At 44.2% G+C, this 16,068-nt stretch carries 12 protein-coding genes; 5 read left to right on the forward strand and 7 right to left on the reverse strand.

Going from position 1 to position 16,068, the window contains the following annotated elements; all coding sequences use genetic code 11:
* Positions 1-30 precede the first annotated feature (30 nt).
* A complete protein-coding gene (locus DL796_RS00455) occupies positions 31-2,178 on the reverse strand; it encodes a pilin (protein WP_110198926.1) in 2,148 nt (715 codons plus the stop codon).
* Positions 2,179-2,408: 230 nt separating this feature from the next.
* On the opposite strand from DL796_RS00455, the gene DL796_RS00460 reads away from it, so the two are divergent.
* The gene (locus tag DL796_RS00460; RefSeq protein ID WP_110198927.1) at positions 2,409-3,257 is read left to right on the forward strand and encodes a DUF6279 family lipoprotein; all 849 of its coding nucleotides are present in this window, start codon (positions 2,409-2,411) and stop codon (positions 3,255-3,257) included.
* On the opposite strand, the gene DL796_RS00465 is transcribed toward DL796_RS00460, so the two are convergent.
* The 5 genes from DL796_RS00465 to gshA all read right to left on the reverse strand — a co-directional run bounded on the left by DL796_RS00465 (position 3,254) and on the right by gshA (position 8,917).
* The gene (locus DL796_RS00465; protein ID WP_110198928.1) at positions 3,254-4,015 is read right to left on the reverse strand and encodes a DUF3307 domain-containing protein; all 762 of its coding nucleotides are present in this window, start codon (positions 4,013-4,015) and stop codon (positions 3,254-3,256) included. The two genes, DL796_RS00460 and DL796_RS00465, sit on opposite strands and share 4 nt — an antisense overlap.
* 71 nt (positions 4,016-4,086) lie before the next feature.
* Positions 4,087-4,740 carry a SatD family protein gene (locus DL796_RS00470; RefSeq protein ID WP_110198929.1) on the reverse strand — a complete coding sequence of 218 codons (654 nt, stop codon included), beginning with the start codon at positions 4,738-4,740 and terminating at the stop codon, positions 4,087-4,089.
* A gap of 273 nt (positions 4,741-5,013) precedes the next feature.
* Positions 5,014-5,463, reverse strand: a complete 450-nt coding sequence (locus DL796_RS00475; RefSeq protein ID WP_110198930.1) for a universal stress protein — start codon at positions 5,461-5,463, stop codon at positions 5,014-5,016.
* Positions 5,464-5,645: 182 nt separating this feature from the next.
* Positions 5,646-7,268, reverse strand: a complete 1,623-nt coding sequence (putP, locus tag DL796_RS00480; protein ID WP_170114218.1) for a sodium/proline symporter PutP — start codon at positions 7,266-7,268, stop codon at positions 5,646-5,648.
* Positions 7,269-7,345: 77 nt separating this feature from the next.
* On the reverse strand, positions 7,346-8,917 hold the full coding sequence (gshA, locus tag DL796_RS00485) for a glutamate--cysteine ligase (RefSeq protein ID WP_110198932.1): 1,572 nt from the start codon (positions 8,915-8,917) through the stop codon (positions 7,346-7,348).
* Between the two features lie 165 nt (positions 8,918-9,082).
* Here gshA and DL796_RS00490 point away from each other — a divergent pair, with 165 nt between their 5' ends.
* From DL796_RS00490 to DL796_RS00505, 4 genes are all read left to right on the forward strand, one after another.
* A complete protein-coding gene (locus DL796_RS00490; RefSeq protein WP_110198933.1) occupies positions 9,083-10,390 on the forward strand; it encodes a hypothetical protein in 1,308 nt (435 codons plus the stop codon).
* A 12-nt stretch (positions 10,391-10,402) separates the two neighbouring features.
* Positions 10,403-10,627 (forward strand): hypothetical protein, encoded by a 225-nt coding sequence (locus DL796_RS00495; protein ID WP_110198934.1) that lies wholly within the window; start codon positions 10,403-10,405, stop codon positions 10,625-10,627.
* A 38-nt stretch (positions 10,628-10,665) separates the two neighbouring features.
* Complete coding sequence (locus DL796_RS00500; protein WP_110198935.1) at positions 10,666-10,995, forward strand: hypothetical protein; 330 nt, start codon at positions 10,666-10,668, stop codon at positions 10,993-10,995.
* Between the two features lie 355 nt (positions 10,996-11,350).
* The gene (locus DL796_RS00505) at positions 11,351-11,686 is read left to right on the forward strand and encodes a hypothetical protein (protein ID WP_110198937.1); all 336 of its coding nucleotides are present in this window, start codon (positions 11,351-11,353) and stop codon (positions 11,684-11,686) included.
* A 455-nt stretch (positions 11,687-12,141) separates the two neighbouring features.
* On the opposite strand, the gene purL is transcribed toward DL796_RS00505, so the two are convergent.
* Positions 12,142-16,038, reverse strand: coding sequence for a phosphoribosylformylglycinamidine synthase (purL, locus tag DL796_RS00510; RefSeq protein ID WP_110198939.1), 3,897 nt, complete (start codon positions 16,036-16,038; stop codon positions 12,142-12,144).
* Positions 16,039-16,068: the final 30 nt, after the last annotated feature.

The following is a 16,068-nucleotide window of genomic DNA, read 5'->3' on the forward strand; positions in this document are numbered from 1 at the left end:
TTATGGTCTGGTAATTTATCGAGGTATAAGCTACCTGCAAAGACTAGGGCGATATTTTTGCGCCACAGTACCGCCAGAGCAGTCCCAATAACTAATATAGTCGCCTTCAATCATTGGAACATAAACAATGGTTTGCGGGCCGTAACCTAAGCTTCTATTCTTAAAGAACAAAGTAATCACACCGTCAGTAACGACGATTTTCTCTATAATCGAGTTTTCATACTCGTGTGCTTGCTGGATTGTGTCATAACCATTATCCAAATCTTCAACTTTGGCACCATTAACTAGCGCTTGCGAGATTTGTAATTTAACCCCTTCAGCCGCGTGAAGCCCAGAAGCCATTTCAGCACGAAGTGCGTATTCTTGATAGGCTGGAATTGCCACCGCCGCTAAAATACCAATAACCGCTATCGAGCTGGTTGAGCCCATGCCGTAAAGTAAGTCTGTGCCTCCGTTTTCAAAGGTAAACTCAAGACCGAGCACATCTTTATCCGAACGTAAGTTCAGTCCTACAGCGCCCTTTTCTGGGAAGCCTAATTCGTCAGCTGTCGGTAACGCCATAAGATCAATATCAGCCTGAGTGATATCCGCTAAAATCATCAAGAACTCAATGTAATAATGATAACTATTGCGCGACAAGCCATCGACAGAAGCCGTCAACCCAAGTAATGCACTATTAGCATCATAACCTTGTTTGCTCGACAGCCACTCGGCTACTTCTACTTCTGCTGTGCGCTTTTGTCTTTCCAGAAGTAATTGTGGAACTGAGGCAAAAATAATGTTCTCTCCTTCAATCGTCCAGAAGTAGTTTTCTCGGTAATTCTTCATCAGCTCAGGCCCAAGCAAAGAACCGCTATTTGACTTAACGTCTAAAGCCTTTCCCACCAAAGATACTGACAAATGGTGAATTTCCTGACCATTTTTATTATAAACCTTGTGCTCGATGTCAAAGTTTTCTTGGGCCTTTGTTAGCAATGCCTTGATATCATTTGGGTTATAAGAAACGGCCGCAAAGGTTCCTACCTGATCATTAAAAAACACAACCTCTGGCCCGAAGGAGTCTAATAAAGTTGTGATACTAACCCCTAGCTCTTTCTCCGCTTGTTGATTAATCGTCCCCCAGGATTCTACCTTGTCCGCGCCTACTTGCTGCAAGCTCGTTACAAGACGTGCAGCTTGCTCAGAGGTTGGTAAGGACATGACTGCGGCCCACTTTGGTGTACCCACAGACTTAACATTGATGGTATTGCTGACTTCTGGCAAGAAGCGATTGATGCCAACTTTTGGCATATCCAGCAAAAGCTTAAGACGAGTTTTACCATCGCTCACACCATAGCCCAAGGCTAGCCCTCTAGCTTGATCGATCCCAAACTCTTTTAATTCTCTAAGCTGCTTTGGTGACATGCCCATTTGCAGTAGTGGCATTGCATTTTTTGGGCTAGACCAAACAAATAAGCCTTGATGGCTCGCGTCGATATCAGCTTCTAGCTTTAGCATTTCATGCTTATCATTAGTTTTAATCGAAGCGGCGGCGTTTTCGAGGCTGGTCACAGAAGCCCCCATGCCGCTAATGATCGTTAAACGCTGGTTATCCGTATTGTAAGAATAATAAACAGCAGCGCCCGGTCCAAAGCTAACAATACCTCTGGTTTTATCGTCCTGCGGCATGATGTTGGCGTTCGGAAGCCCTTGGACTAATGCTACAATCGCTTGGCTAAAGCTGGTGTCGTCTTCATAGTCCAGACTAGTGCCTGCGTATACGACGGGCTGCCCACCTTGGCTAACAAAAGCGATCTCTAAAGGCCCAGTAGTATGTTTAGCATAAAATTCAGCGAGTGGTTTAATCGGCTGCTCTAGTTGACTGATAATATTCTCATACAGCCCTTTTTGAATTTGCTTCATGGTGGCAACATGGTGCTCATTACCTAAAGCATATTTAAAGCTATCGTCCTTAGCAGAAAACCCCGACCACAAATTAGGCACTCGAGCATAAGCTATGGTGTTTTCTGGCAACGAACCATAAAGCCATGCGCTTTCTGTTAGTGTTTCAACCTCATAGCTTGGTGTCGCTGAGCTTTTTTTATCAGACTCGGAACACCCCGTCAGCAATAAGCCCCAAGCTAATGAAGCCACTACGACCTTTTTTAGTCCTGATCGTTTTGTTTGTACTATTTTCATGAAATCCTCTGCATTTTCAATTAATTGGCGCACTTGATATAAGTCCTTTAAAAACAGGGCTCAGTTTATTACGACTATTAACTCCACACAATCAAAAATCGAGCTCCGCTGTGAACATTCACAGAATATTCAGTCACTTAGAGTATTATTTATATCCAGAAACACTCTTAAGTTGCATCTTAGTAATTTACAGCCTAAGTTAAACAGACAGATTATCGAGGAGTTTAAACTTGAAGTTTCCCACAAGAGTCATCATTATCGCGCTCGCTTTATTTACCCTTCAGGGTTGTGGTTTACAGTTTTGGTATAACCGCATTGCTTGGCTTTCCACTTGGTACGCAGATGACTATGTGACTTTAACTTCAGTTCAAGAAGAGCGCATCGAAAAGCTGGTCGATAAGCACTCCTATTGGCATCGCACCACTCAACTTCCTCGCTACAATCAGTTTATTGACGATATCTCTGAAGATCTCCGTAACCGCAACCTAGAACTAACTTACGACAATTACAGAGATAGAATTTTCGATTTTTATCAGACCATTTTAGTGCAGGTGCTAGACGATGCTGTTAACGAGCTATCTCAGCTGAGTGATGAGCAAGTCGAAGAGTTAATGCAAAACATCAACAACTCCGCACAAGAGCAAGCCAAAGAATATCGTAAAAAAGATGACAAAGAGCGTGCTGAGGAAGAGCTTGAAGAAGCGATTGAATATTACGACGAGTGGTTTGATGATCTTACTGAAGAACAAGAAACTATCATCACACAGATGGTGCAGAAGACTCAGCCAACTTTCGAACTACGTAGTGAGTATTTGGCTAGTTGGCGTCAGGCCTTCAAGTTAGCGCTACAAGAACGTCACACTGAATCTGGCCAGAAAGCCCTCTACAGCTTAATGCTCAAACCGCGCCAACTTACTTCACCGGAATTAAAGAAAGCTAGAGAGTTGAACAGCCAAGTGTTTAAAACACACCTAATTCAGCTCTTTAACTCTTTATCTGACGAGCAAATTGAAAACTTTATAGATTTCCTTAGCGATTACCAAGCGGACTTCAATGACTTGATTGAGGATGCCGACTAAATTAAATCACTGAAATATTCATAGCCCAAGCTGATAGCGATGGCTAAACCAAAGCTGAGCAAAGTTCCAATTAAGATATACTCGGTTAATCGGCGATCATGCGCTTCTTTTAGATCGCCAAATCTAAACACTGACTTTGCCGCCAATAAGAAACCAACGCCTTCCCAGTGATTAGTCACAATAAAGACAAATATAAATAATCGCTCTAAAAAGCCAATATAACTCCCCGCATTGGCCAGTGAATGGTTCGTTTCACCAGGCTGATCGACATTCAACGGCGTCCAACGTGAAATTAACACTTTGATGATGATAGAAGAAACTCGCGTTAACAACAGCAGCACAACCGCCATCAGCCAAAACTGCTCGTAGTTGAAAGAAAACTCATAAAGCTCTGGGTAGTAATAACCAACAACCCCCAGTATGACTAGCAAATGAACCAGTTGATCCGCTAAAAAAAGACTGCGTTGATTAAAAAACAGTGATTTGTCAGCATCTATGGTCTTATCCAAAACCCGATTGCCGATAGCCTTTCCGCCGTCGACTAGGTAGTGAGTCATGCTCAAAATTAGCCAGCCAAGCCAAAACTGTGGGGCGAAGGAAAAGGCCATGGCGTATAAAGCTGCATGCACCAGACTGTGTAAAATCAGTTTGCTTGAAGCAAAGCCTTTTTGCTCCTTATCTTTGACCCACGAAAGCGGTTGGATCAGGAAGTCAGCGATCAGGTGAGCCAGTAATAATTTTAATAGTAATAAGGTCATGAGTTGCTCTTTATTAATTTATCCTTTTAATCTTTCAGAGGAAGCCTTTGAACGACTCTTGGCAAGAGCCTCTATAATGACAGTCTCTCTTTTATTCTTTCACGGTAATATTCTTCAGCATCCATAATAGGCCCATACCCAGCTCGCGATAAGCGCTCACTAACACGACTTTGCGGTATCGATAATAACGCCGCGATGTCTTTTTGAGTTGCCTCTGGGTGCTCCAAACGAGCTAGCACTACCTCGGCGCTAGTCTCAGGCCAATTATCAATGGTTAATAATGCCAAGTTGATTAACAGATTAATGCTTTCATCAAATTCTTGCCAGGGACTTTTTAGGGCAAGCGTCTGTTTCTTGAGCGAATCGAACTTTCTTCCTGAATTCACGAAAGCTTCACCGCTGGACTGCAATACCTGTTCACGATGATGCTCTATGCTTCCAATACCAATCGCCATCCGCACATCCAGCTCTTTGTGCTGCTTAAGGCCTGCCTTTAACTTTAGTGCGATACGTAGCGCATTTTCAGGTTGATAACACACCAACTGAAAACTATCCCCGCGATAGACTTGCCAGTCTTTCGGGCTATTTCCAAAATCAGACAAAAGTCTCTGCAGTTCCGAGTTCCAGTCAATCTCGCTCTTTATAGCCTGAGAGTTAATGATATCGCCAGTAATTACCGCCACTAGTGGTAATTCGCTGTGTTTGCTTTTCGGTTCTGGGTTCATCAAGTTCCTCGCTTCTTACAATAGGCTCAAGTACTAAGCCAGGCAAACCTTATTAAAATTACATAAATTTCCGTATAAATAGAAATATACGCTTTTTTTCGTATAAAATCAAATATACGTTATTTGATGTAATACAAAGACTTGTCATAGGGGTGAGCTAGCAGAAGTAAGTAAACAGAGGTTAGCAAGAGCGTTAGGACAAGCTCTAGTTTATTGAAGAAATATAAAGTTTGGAAAAGACACCAGCGTAGGGAGCTAGGTGGTACTTAGTGACTAATCCTCAGTTTTCATTTGCACACAGAGCACATCACAAGGCGCGCCATGCAAGACCCCGTTTGCCGTGGAGCCTAGTAACAGCTCCCACCCATGTTGACCATGAGTACCGATAACGATGAGATCGCAGTCATGATCGCTGGCAAACTTTTTAATGGTTCTAGAAGGCTTACCAATTTCAATATGCTGGTGCTCAGAAGGGATATTGAATCGATTTGCTAAATCATGCAGTCGCTTAGTCTTTGCCTTGATAGCTTCTTGCTCAAGTTCTTCGGTATTAACGACCACAGCTCCAAACGGTGCACCCGCCCAAAGGCCGGCATCGATTGGCTCAGCTACATGCAACAACTCAAGCACACCATCGCTCGACAGTTCACTTTGAGCTTTTTGAATGATCTTTCTACTTTCTTTGCGCAAATCGACGGCGACAACGATATGACTAAAAGGCATGACAAACTCCTTGTTGATTGAGTCTACATATTAACCATAGCATAGCAATCAGAGCATATCTTGCTCAAGGTCAATGAATCGACAATTTAAAGCCATAAAAAAAGCGCCCTCAAGGAGCGCTTTTTCAAGAGTTTGCTAGTGAGTCAACGCACTGTGGCACGCCGACTCCAACATACTAACCACTAGCTTTTATACTTCTTAAACTCATTGCTGTACCAATCGAACTGGTTTGCAGTTTGTTCGGATACTTTAGTCATTTTACTAACAACATAAATCGCCAGTAAGCCAATGATGAAGCCAGGCAGTAATTCATACAGGCCGAATAAGCTATACTGAGCTTCCTGAATAACCTCTCCAGCCTCATTAGTTTTTTCTGCGACTGTAAGTAATGACTCAAGGTAGTCCCAGATCAGTACCGATGCAGCACCAGCGATAATCCCGGCAAGCGCCCCCTGACGTGTCATATGCTTCCACAATAGCGAAAGTATAATCACTGGACCAAAAGCAGCACCGAAACCAGCCCACGCTTGACCAACCAAGTTTAGTACATTCTTGCTGTCGCCAAGCGCTACAAAGATACCGATCGCTGCCACTAGAATCACTACGAAGCGATTAACCCAAACCAGTTCAGTCTCAGAAGCTTCTGGACGAATGTGTGGTTTATAAATATCTTCTGTTACTGAACTTGAAACCGCGAGCAATTGTGAGTCAATGGTACTCATCACTGCCGCCATAATAGCCGCCAGTAAGAAGCCTGCTAACCATGGATTAAATAACGCCTGCGTCAGCAATAAGAAGACTTTTTCAGCGCCTTGAGAAGTGTTTAAAGCCGCCACTTCATCTTTGGTCAGTAACTTATATTCGCTAGCCGCAAAGTCACCGCCAAAATAAGCAATGCCAGCAAAACCTACAAACACAGCACCTAAAACACAAACCGCCATCCAAGTCATGCCGATACGGCGCGCTTGTGGCACAGTGTTAACACTTTTGATTGCCATGAAACGAGCGAGGATGTGTGGCTGACCGAAATAGCCTAGGCCCCATGCCGCAAGCGACAAGAAGGTAATCCAAAGGAAAGTACCATTTTCGTCAAACAATCCCGCAGTAAAGCTGGCCAAGTTATCTTTCCCTAAAGCTTCACCAGTTCGCTGAACACCCTCAGTGATTCCGGTTAAACCGTTGTACTCAACTAAAAGAACGATTGGTGCAACCACTAAAGAAATAGCAATGATTAACCCTTGGAAGAAGTCAGTCCAACTAACCGCTAAAAAGCCACCGAGGAACGTGTAAGAGATGATAACAATAGTGCTCACGAAAAGAGCGGTGTTGTAATCATAGCCGAAGCTTGACTCGAACAGTTTACTACCTGCCACTAAGCCTGAGCCAATATAGTAGCCATAGAACACAATCATGACGACAACCGCCGCAATTCGTAACCACTTACCGCCATCGTGGAATCGACCAGCGAAGTAATCAGGCAGAGTCAAAGCATTATCCGCTATTTCAGTATAAGAGCGGAGACGACCAGCGATGAACTTCCAGTTTAGGTAAGCACCCACGACCAAGAAGAAGGCAAGCCAGGACTCGGACAATCCAGAGAAATAAATGGCGCCAGGAAGCCCCATTAGAATCCAACCACTCATGTCGGAAGCGCCCGCACTAAGTGCCGTTACAGCGCCACCGAGGCCTCGACCACCTAGCATATAATCGCTAGAGTCGTTTGTTTTCATGTAAGCCCAAACACCGATTGCCAGCATAAAAATTAGGTATATGCCGAACGCAATTTCGATAGGGCCTACTGACATCCCCCAAATGTTAAATAATTCTGTACTACTAGAGTCCATAACACCCCTTTAAATTTAAGTTAGTTTGGCTCAGCAACCTACTCAGCAAAATATTGCTCAAGGTACTCTTCAAAACTTAGAGTTTCGCTCTTTTCAATCTCTTGCTGCTCTGCCAGCGATTTTTCAGCTTCTTGTTCAAACAAGCGCTGAACTCGCGGCTCAACCGGCTGTGACAAAAACTGCTGCTGAACTTTCGCAGAAAGCTCCATCGTATAGCCAAAATACCCCTTAGCACTACTTTTGATATCCTTATAGTAGCGTCCAGAAAGGGTCTTTGATGGATCGTTCGCCATCTCAATGGCTTCCGACAGTGCCTTGGTATAAGCTCGCGTATGGTTACATTTATCAAGCAAGACTGCAACCGGACGCATTTCCTCAAAAATCTGCAAAGTAGCCTCTTTTAGAGGCAAAGATCGGTTATTTCGAAGCAAATTGAGGTCAGGCTTGCGTCCGAAGTAAACCACTCGACGGAAGTTTTCATCGTTCTCAGCGTTCTCACGATCTGACTGGTCTTTACTTTCCTGAAGCAAACAGAACAACATAAAGACATCTAAAAAGTCGATTTGCGACTGGCTGATCCCTACCGGATCATACGGATTTAGATCCAAGGAGCGTACTTCAACATACTGCACGCCAGCACGATTTAACGCCTGTGTCGGGCGTTCACCGCTATTGATCACGCGCTTAGGACGTATTTTGGCGTAATATTCGTTTTCAATTTGTAGCAAGTTTGCGTTTAACTGACGATATTCGCCATCAATCTTTACACCTAACTCCTTGTAAAACTCATCAGGAGTGCGGATCGCGCGCTCTAATTCAGCGGTATATTCGTACAAATCGTTATGACGGATCGAGAATTTTGCTTGAGCATTATTCTGATAACCCAAATCGCTCATGCGTAACGACGTTGCATAATCACCATACATAGTGCCATCATCAGTTTCGGTTAAAAACTCCCCACCCGCACCTTTTGTAAAAGATTTACAAATCGCCGGCGAAGCACCGTATAAATAGGGTAACAACCAACAATAACGCAAATAATTGCGGATTAGCGCCAGATATTGCTCGGAGATAAAGGTTTGAAGATCCGAATTATCACCATAATGGCTTTGTAGCTTTGGCCAAAAGTCATCTGGTAGTGAGAAATTATAGTGAACACCAGCAATGGTCTGCATGTAGCGTCCATAACGATAACCAAGACCTCGGCGATAAATATGCTTCATCATGCCCACATTCGAACTGCCGTAATCAGCCAGAGGAACATCTTCTTCTTTGGTCATGATACAAGGCATACTGCCGAGCCACAGTACTTCGTTTTCCATGTGCTGATAGATATAACTATGAATATCAAACAACCATTGGCGTGGCCCTTCTCTACCAGTGGTTACAGGCGTAATCAGCTCAGGCAAAGCTTCTGAGTAGTCCGTTGTAATGTATTGGTTGGTAAGTGCCGAACCCCATTCTTTTGGATGTGGCCGTTTCGACAAATAACCATCTGGCGTTACGCGGAGACTTTCTTTCTCAATACCGCGGTTGATATTGGCCAGACAATTCGGTGCTTCAGACTCAATAAAGGATATAGTAGACCTATACATCTTAGGTTCAAACATACAAATAGGCGGGGTAAGTAATAATCCGTTTACTATGCCACAGAGCACAGTTTTTTCAAGAAGAGTCTCTTTAATTCTAGGTATTTACAGCTGGTACAAGTTGGAATTGATGCCCCAGCAATGGCATAATTCCCGTGTCTATTTATAACTAACAGCAGGATTCTTGTGAAACTACTTAAAAAAGCATCACTGATTATCGTCGTTGTCTTAATTGCGCTGGTTGTTTTGTTACAGTTCGACGATAGCTTAAAGCCAGAAACTAAAGCATGGAAAGAAAAAACAGAGCAAGCTATCAATAATGATAATGACGCCTACTTCTACTTCTTAGGCATGATGGCCCCCGAAGACAAAGATCCTGTTACCGTGGGTAAAGAGATTCACTCGAAAGTTAAAGCTCAGCCGATTGACGATTTTGATGTGGATAATGTCGAAGAGTCCCGACAAAATGCAAATTATGGCGAAGTTTACCGTATTAAAGACGGTCTAACCGTCCATAAGCCACGCACATACTGCCGTGCCTTTATAAAACATTGCTTTGAAACGCTTTTAGACAACCCATCGCAAGCGAAAGAGCTTGTTACCAATAATAAGTTGCTTAAAAATCGCTATAGAAAATTCCTAGAAATGCCGAATTATCAGCAGATGCACCCGATGGCAAACTGGAAAAGCATTCCTTCCTATCAAAGCCTGATTGATGCTAATAACCTAGCGCTAATTAGCCTACTGACTTTAGAAAATAGCGAAACGATTAATCAGCAATTCTCAACACTAATGAACCAGACTCGCCACAAGCTCACGCAGTCCGGCTCAATAATGGAGAAAATGATTTTCGTAGCAATCATCAATCACAATTTAGAGTTCTATAACTTGCTCTACACACACAACCGAATAGAGAGCCCACTGACTTTCGATAACCTCTCAAAAGAAGAAAAAGATTTTGAAAAAGCCATGAGTTACGAGCTGTTATCGGGCTCAGCGGTCATGAATCATTACGATTTCAAATGGTATCGCATCGTTGCTCGCGCCGTGATTAAGAAAAACATCATGCTCAATAAGCAATATGAATACGCCAAAGCCTACAGCGCCATTAGTCGCTTACCAGCCCATGAGCAGATACAACCAGAAACTTGGGAAGAAAACCTTCCTGAAGAAGACAGCTTCCTGCAAAAGTATCGTAACTACTCAGGCTGGATTCTTCATCAGATCGCAAAGCCCGCTTATAACGATTATATCTATCGCGTGTCAGGTTTAGACGCAAAAATTGGTCTTCTTAACTGGCGCTTACAGCAAACACCTAACGCTCCGATCGATCAGCTATATTTAGAAAGCCACTCAACGGAAACGTTTAACCCCTACCAAACTGGGGCATTCATTATTAAGGCTGATAGCGACAACCCGAACGTAAAAAGACTGTGTATCGAAAGACCAACAAAAATTGCTGATAGAAACCACGTTAGATGCATTCAGCTATAAGCACACAACATCATGAGAAAAAAATATAAACCACCAATAGCCCAAACCTTCACAGCCTTCATCATTGCTTTTGTCAGCTCAAGGGTATTATTTTATTTAATAGACTTTAACTACAGCCTATTCAAAGACCCGTTTAACCTAGGAAAATTTCTAACGGATATCGGCGTCTTTTTCGGCTTTTTCTTTATCGGTATGGTGGTTTATAACTTGTTTACCCCTAACAAACGTAAGAGTTAGCAACTAATTTTTAACACTACACAGAAAGGAGCTGTTACATGGAAGCACTAATCAGTTTAATTATTGTCGTTCTACTACTCGTTTTGCCGCTCAAGTTCGCCGCGCAGTTTATCGGCGCCAAAAACACAGGCTTCTTCAACTGCCTGTTCGCCCTTATCATCTCCGCCCTCTTCCAATATGGCGTCGAACACTTCTTTCCAAACTTAGACAACACCTATGGCTGGCTCGTCACCGTACCCGTCGCCGCCATCGCCTACATGCTCGTGCTTGGCACAAGCTTTATCAAAGGTGTACTAATCGCCATCGTACAGGTTATTTTAGCGGTGTTATTGACTGCTTTAGTCGCGAGTTTAATGGCGGGAGTATAGGTTAATAGTGGTTTCGCTCTTACAGCGAGTTACTTTCTCTTTTTTGGTCAAGAGAAAGTAACCAAAGAGAAGCCCACCCCAGACGCTAGGTGCTTCGCACTTCCCTCGCTCAACAAAGTTACTCACGCGCCGCTAAACGAAACACTCCCCTTCGGGGATTCCTTGCAGTCACCTATTCGTCTTAGCTTAATCAGACTGCAGTAATATATCATCAGCCGTTTAGTAATAGCAGTATTACAACAATTTTATTAAGGAGTTCACTATTAAGTGGGAAATATTTAAAGAAATTGACTGTCCTTGTTCCGATATTTCCTATCAATGGATCTCTGAACGAGATCCAAAGTTAATAGTCATAATGCACTTTTCAAGAGTCATTGGTGGTATTGATAAAGATCTGAAGTTAGTTTTCACTCACCCAATAGCTTTGCAGTGGGAAGATGAAAGTTACAATGTTATTGAATTACCCAATAACTTACCAAAATGTTCTAAAGAACAATTTAACGAATGGACATACCCGACCTTGACTATTTCAGATTCCAAGTGGGCAAACGAATATGCTGCAATGACGCACTCCATAGATAACTTTGAAAATCACAGAGTAACTCATTATGCGTTTATATCTATGAACGACATACTAAACGTACTTTCAGAGAACGAGCCGACTGTAAGCTGGATCAAAGAAACGTATTGAATGTAATAGGCGTAGGTTCAGCTGAGTGGAGCGATGCCCAACGAATAAACAATGTTGGGGTTCATACCCCCCAACCTACTGGCTGAAAGAACGAAATATAATTTTAAGTAAAGACACTGGATCCCGCGGTTAAACCTCGGGATGACGTGAGAATTTGATATTTCTTCGATTAGGTGAAAGCTTAGATTTTTTATTTAAGACAAGGCGTAAAGCTTTTTAGCTCGCGGAGTTTGCTAGAAACAAATGAGCACCTTAACGCCCAAAGTCCTCTCAAACTGTAAAATCAGAACTTTTCTTTCTGGCGACTTTGTAAATTTGAAAAGTAGTTTTTAAAGCAGGTTTTTTTCTTCAAGACAAGGCATAAGACTTTTTGAGGCGCGGAGCTTACTAGTAGTAAGTGAGCACCTCGAAAAAGTCTTATAACGCGGTATTGTAGGAAAAAGACTATTTAAAATTTATCCTATGTGCTTACGGGCATTGTAGAACATACGCTGCCAAGCCCCGTCTTCCCTCCACTCATCCGGTCTCCACGAGTTCTGCACCGTGCGAGCAACACGCTCTGGGTGAGGCATCATGATAGTTACACGACCGTCGGTTGTAGTGAGGCCTGTGATACCGTGTGGTGAGCCGTTCGGGTTGGCTGGATAAGTATCTGCAATATCGCCGTAGTTGTTTACGTAGCGGGCTGTGATTAAGCCTGAGGCGTTTACCTGTTGTGCAGCGTCAGCTGAAGCAAACTGGGCGCGACCTTCACCATGCGATACGGCGATTGGTAGGCGCGAGCCTTCCATACCTTGCATAAATAGTGATGGTGATTTTGCGACTTCGACCATGGCGAAACGTGCTTCAAATTGCGCCGATTCGTTTTTCACGAAGTGTGGCCAGTGATCAGCACCTGGAATCAACTCTTTCAGGTTCGACATCATCTGACAACCGTTACAAATACCTAAGCTGAAAGTATCTTCGCGCTTGAAGAAGGCTTCGAACTCGTCACGAGCACGGCTGTTGAATAGAATCGATTTTGCCCAACCTTCACCAGCGCCCAGTACGTCACCGTACGAGAAGCCACCACAAGCGACTGCACCGGTAAAGTCTCTTAGCGTTACGCGACCACTTAGGATATCGCTCATGTGAACGTCGATACATTCGAAACCAGCTTTAGTGAAAGCCGCCGCCATTTCAAGGTGGCTGTTCACGCCTTGCTCACGCAAGATGGCAACACGCGGGCGAACACCGCTACTAATCATTGGTGCAGCGATGTTTTCGCTCACATCAAAAGTTAGCTGTGGTTTTAAACCTGGGTTATCAAGATCAAGCTTGGTTTGATATTCTTCTTCTGCACAACGTGGGTTGTCACGAAGTTTTTGCATGTGGAAAGTTAGCTCAGACCAAATCGCACGCAAGTCTTTCATCTCACGTGATAGGACGTCTTCACCGTCTTTCGTCACGCTAAAAGTTTTCGTTTCAGCAGGCACGCCGATAAAGTGGCTGAACGCTTCAACATTGTGCTCTTTCAATAATCTTTCAACATCATCACGCTTAGAAGCTGGAACTTGTAATACCGCACCTAGCTCTTCGTTAAATAGAATTTCTTCAGCAGTACCGGTTAAGTTCGACAAGTCGACACTGACGCCACAGTTACCGGCAAAGCCCATCTCAACTAGAGTTGTTAGTAAGCCACCGTCTGAGCGATCGTGATAAGCGCTCACTAGGCCCGCTTGGTTCAAGTCTTGTACTACATTGAAGAAGTTACGCAGGTCGTCGCTCGAATCGACGTTAGCTGGCTCTGTGCCTAACAACTTATAAACCTGAGTGAAGGCTGTCGCGCCAAGACGGTTTTTACCGCGGCCTAAGTCGATTAGTAATAACTCAGTCTCGCCAATGTCTGTTCTCAGTTGTGGTGTTAAGCTTTTGCGCACGTCAGTGACTGGTGCAAAAGCTGTAATGATTAATGATAACGGCGAGGTAACGCTTTTCTTCTGTCCGTTTTCTTCCCAAACCGTTTTCATCGACATCGAGTCTTTACCCACTGGAATCGTAATTCCAAGTTCTGGACAAAGCTCCATACCAACGGCTTGGACTGCTTCATAAAGATTCGAATCTTCGCCTGGAGCGCCCGCAGCCGCCATCCAGTTTGCAGATAAACGAATCTTTTTAATATCATCAATTTTTGCTGCTGCGATGTTAGTTACAGCCTCGCCAACTGCCATACGTGCTGAAGCAGCGCTATCGAGCAATGCAGCTGGTGTGCGCTCACCCATCGCCATAGCTTCGCCAGTGTAACTGTTATGCGTTGACGTCGTTACCGCACAGTCTGCCACAGGAACCTGCCACGGGCCGACCATCTGATCACGCGAGACCATACCGCCAACGGTTCTATCGCCGATGGTGATTAGGAACGATTTATCTGCTACCGCAGGTAAGGCAAGAATACGATCGACCGCTTCGTTGATATCATCAACTTTTGGTAATTCCGTCGAAGGCTTCGATAAGGTTTTTGCTTCACGGTGCATTTTCGGTGCTTTACCGAATAATACGTCCATCGGTAAGTCTACTGGCTTGTTATCGAAATGCTCGTCGTTTAGCTCAAGGTGCAACTCTTCAGTCGCCTCGCCAACTACGGCAAACGGACAACGCTCACGCTCACAGATTGCTTCAAAGGTCTCAACGTCATCAGGAGAAACGGCTAATACGTAACGCTCTTGCGCTTCGTTACACCAGATTTCTACTGGCGCCATACCTTTTTCGGCATTTGGTATGCGGCGTAATTCAAACTTACCGCCACGCTCACCATCATGAACCAGCTCAGGGATAGCATTTGACAAACCACCCGCACCCACATCGTGGATAAAGGCGATTGGGTTTTGCTCGCCCATTGCCCAGCAGCGGTCGATAACTTCCTGACAACGACGCTCCATTTCTGGGTTATCACGCTGAACAGAAGCGAAATCTAAATCTTCTTGGCTTGAGCCTGTGGCCATTGATGAGGCAGCACCACCGCCTAAACCAATCAACATCGCTGGTCCACCAAGAACAACAACTTTGTAGCCAGGTTTAATTTCTTTTTTCTCGACGTGTTGCTCGCGAATATTACCCATGCCACCAGCAATCATGATTGGCTTATGGTAACCGCGAACCTCTTCACCATATTCAAAGGTGAACTTTTCTTCGAAGGTACGGAAATAACCGTTAACCGCCGGACGACCAAATTCGTTATTAAAGCTCGCACCACCAATTGGGCCTTCCAACATAATGTCTAGCGCGGTAACGATTCGATCAGGCTTACCAAAGTCTGTTTCCCATGGTTGCTCATAACCTGGAACGCGTAAGTTAGACACCGTGAAACCAGTTAAGCCGACTTTCGGCTTACCACCGATACCTGTCGCGCCTTCATCACGAATTTCACCACCAGAACCGGTAGACGCGCCCGGATAAGGCGAAATACAAGTTGGGTGGTTGTGCGTTTCGACTTTACACAGAACGTGCACAGGTTCTAAGTGATATTGGTATTCATTCGTTTCAGCATTCGAGAAGAAACGATGTGCGCTAAAGCCTTCGAATACCGCCGCGTTATCTTTATACGCCGATAAGACGCCTTCAGAATTCACAGCGTAAGTGTTTTTAATCATCTTGAACAACGACAGGTCTTTTTCGACACCATCAATGGTCCAAGAAGCATTGAATATTTTATGGCGACAGTGCTCAGAGTTTGCCTGCGCAAACATCATCAGTTCGACATCCACTGGATTTCGACCAAGTTGCTTAAAACTATCGACTAAGTAATCGATTTCATCTTCCGCTAGCGCCAAGCCAATTTCGACGTTGGCTACTTCTAGCGCTTTACGACCGCCATTTAATATATCAACAGTGGCATAAGGCTTCGGGCTTTCTTGAACAAATAACTGCTCTGCTTCTTCATGCTCGGTTAGCACCACCTGGGTCATGCGATCATGAATAAGTGGCTTGCAGCGCTCTGCGACCTCAACGCTTAATGGCTCACCATCAGGGTTGTTGAAGTAAACCGCAACGCCTCGTTCAATACGGATAACCTTGTCCAAACCACAGTTGTGGGCAATATTGGTCGCTTTAGATGACCAAGGCGAGATAGTTCCGGGACGTGGCACCACAATCATGCGCTGACCGGTATGCTCGCTCGCAGTACGGTCTGGGCCATATTCTAATAAACGATCTAAGACTTGAAGCTCGTCTTCACTTAGCTCGGCACTAACATGAACATAGTGCACAAATTCGCCGTAGACCTCCGCAATACAAGGTTCTATAGCGCTAACTTCTTCTAGAAGACGTTGTTTTTGGAACTGTGAATAGGCAGGATTTCCGCGTAGTATGAGCATAAACTTCTCGGCTTGTCTAAACTGTGTGAG

Source organism: Kangiella spongicola, assembly GCF_003194565.2.
Lineage (GTDB): Bacteria > Pseudomonadota > Gammaproteobacteria > Enterobacterales > Kangiellaceae > Kangiella > Kangiella spongicola.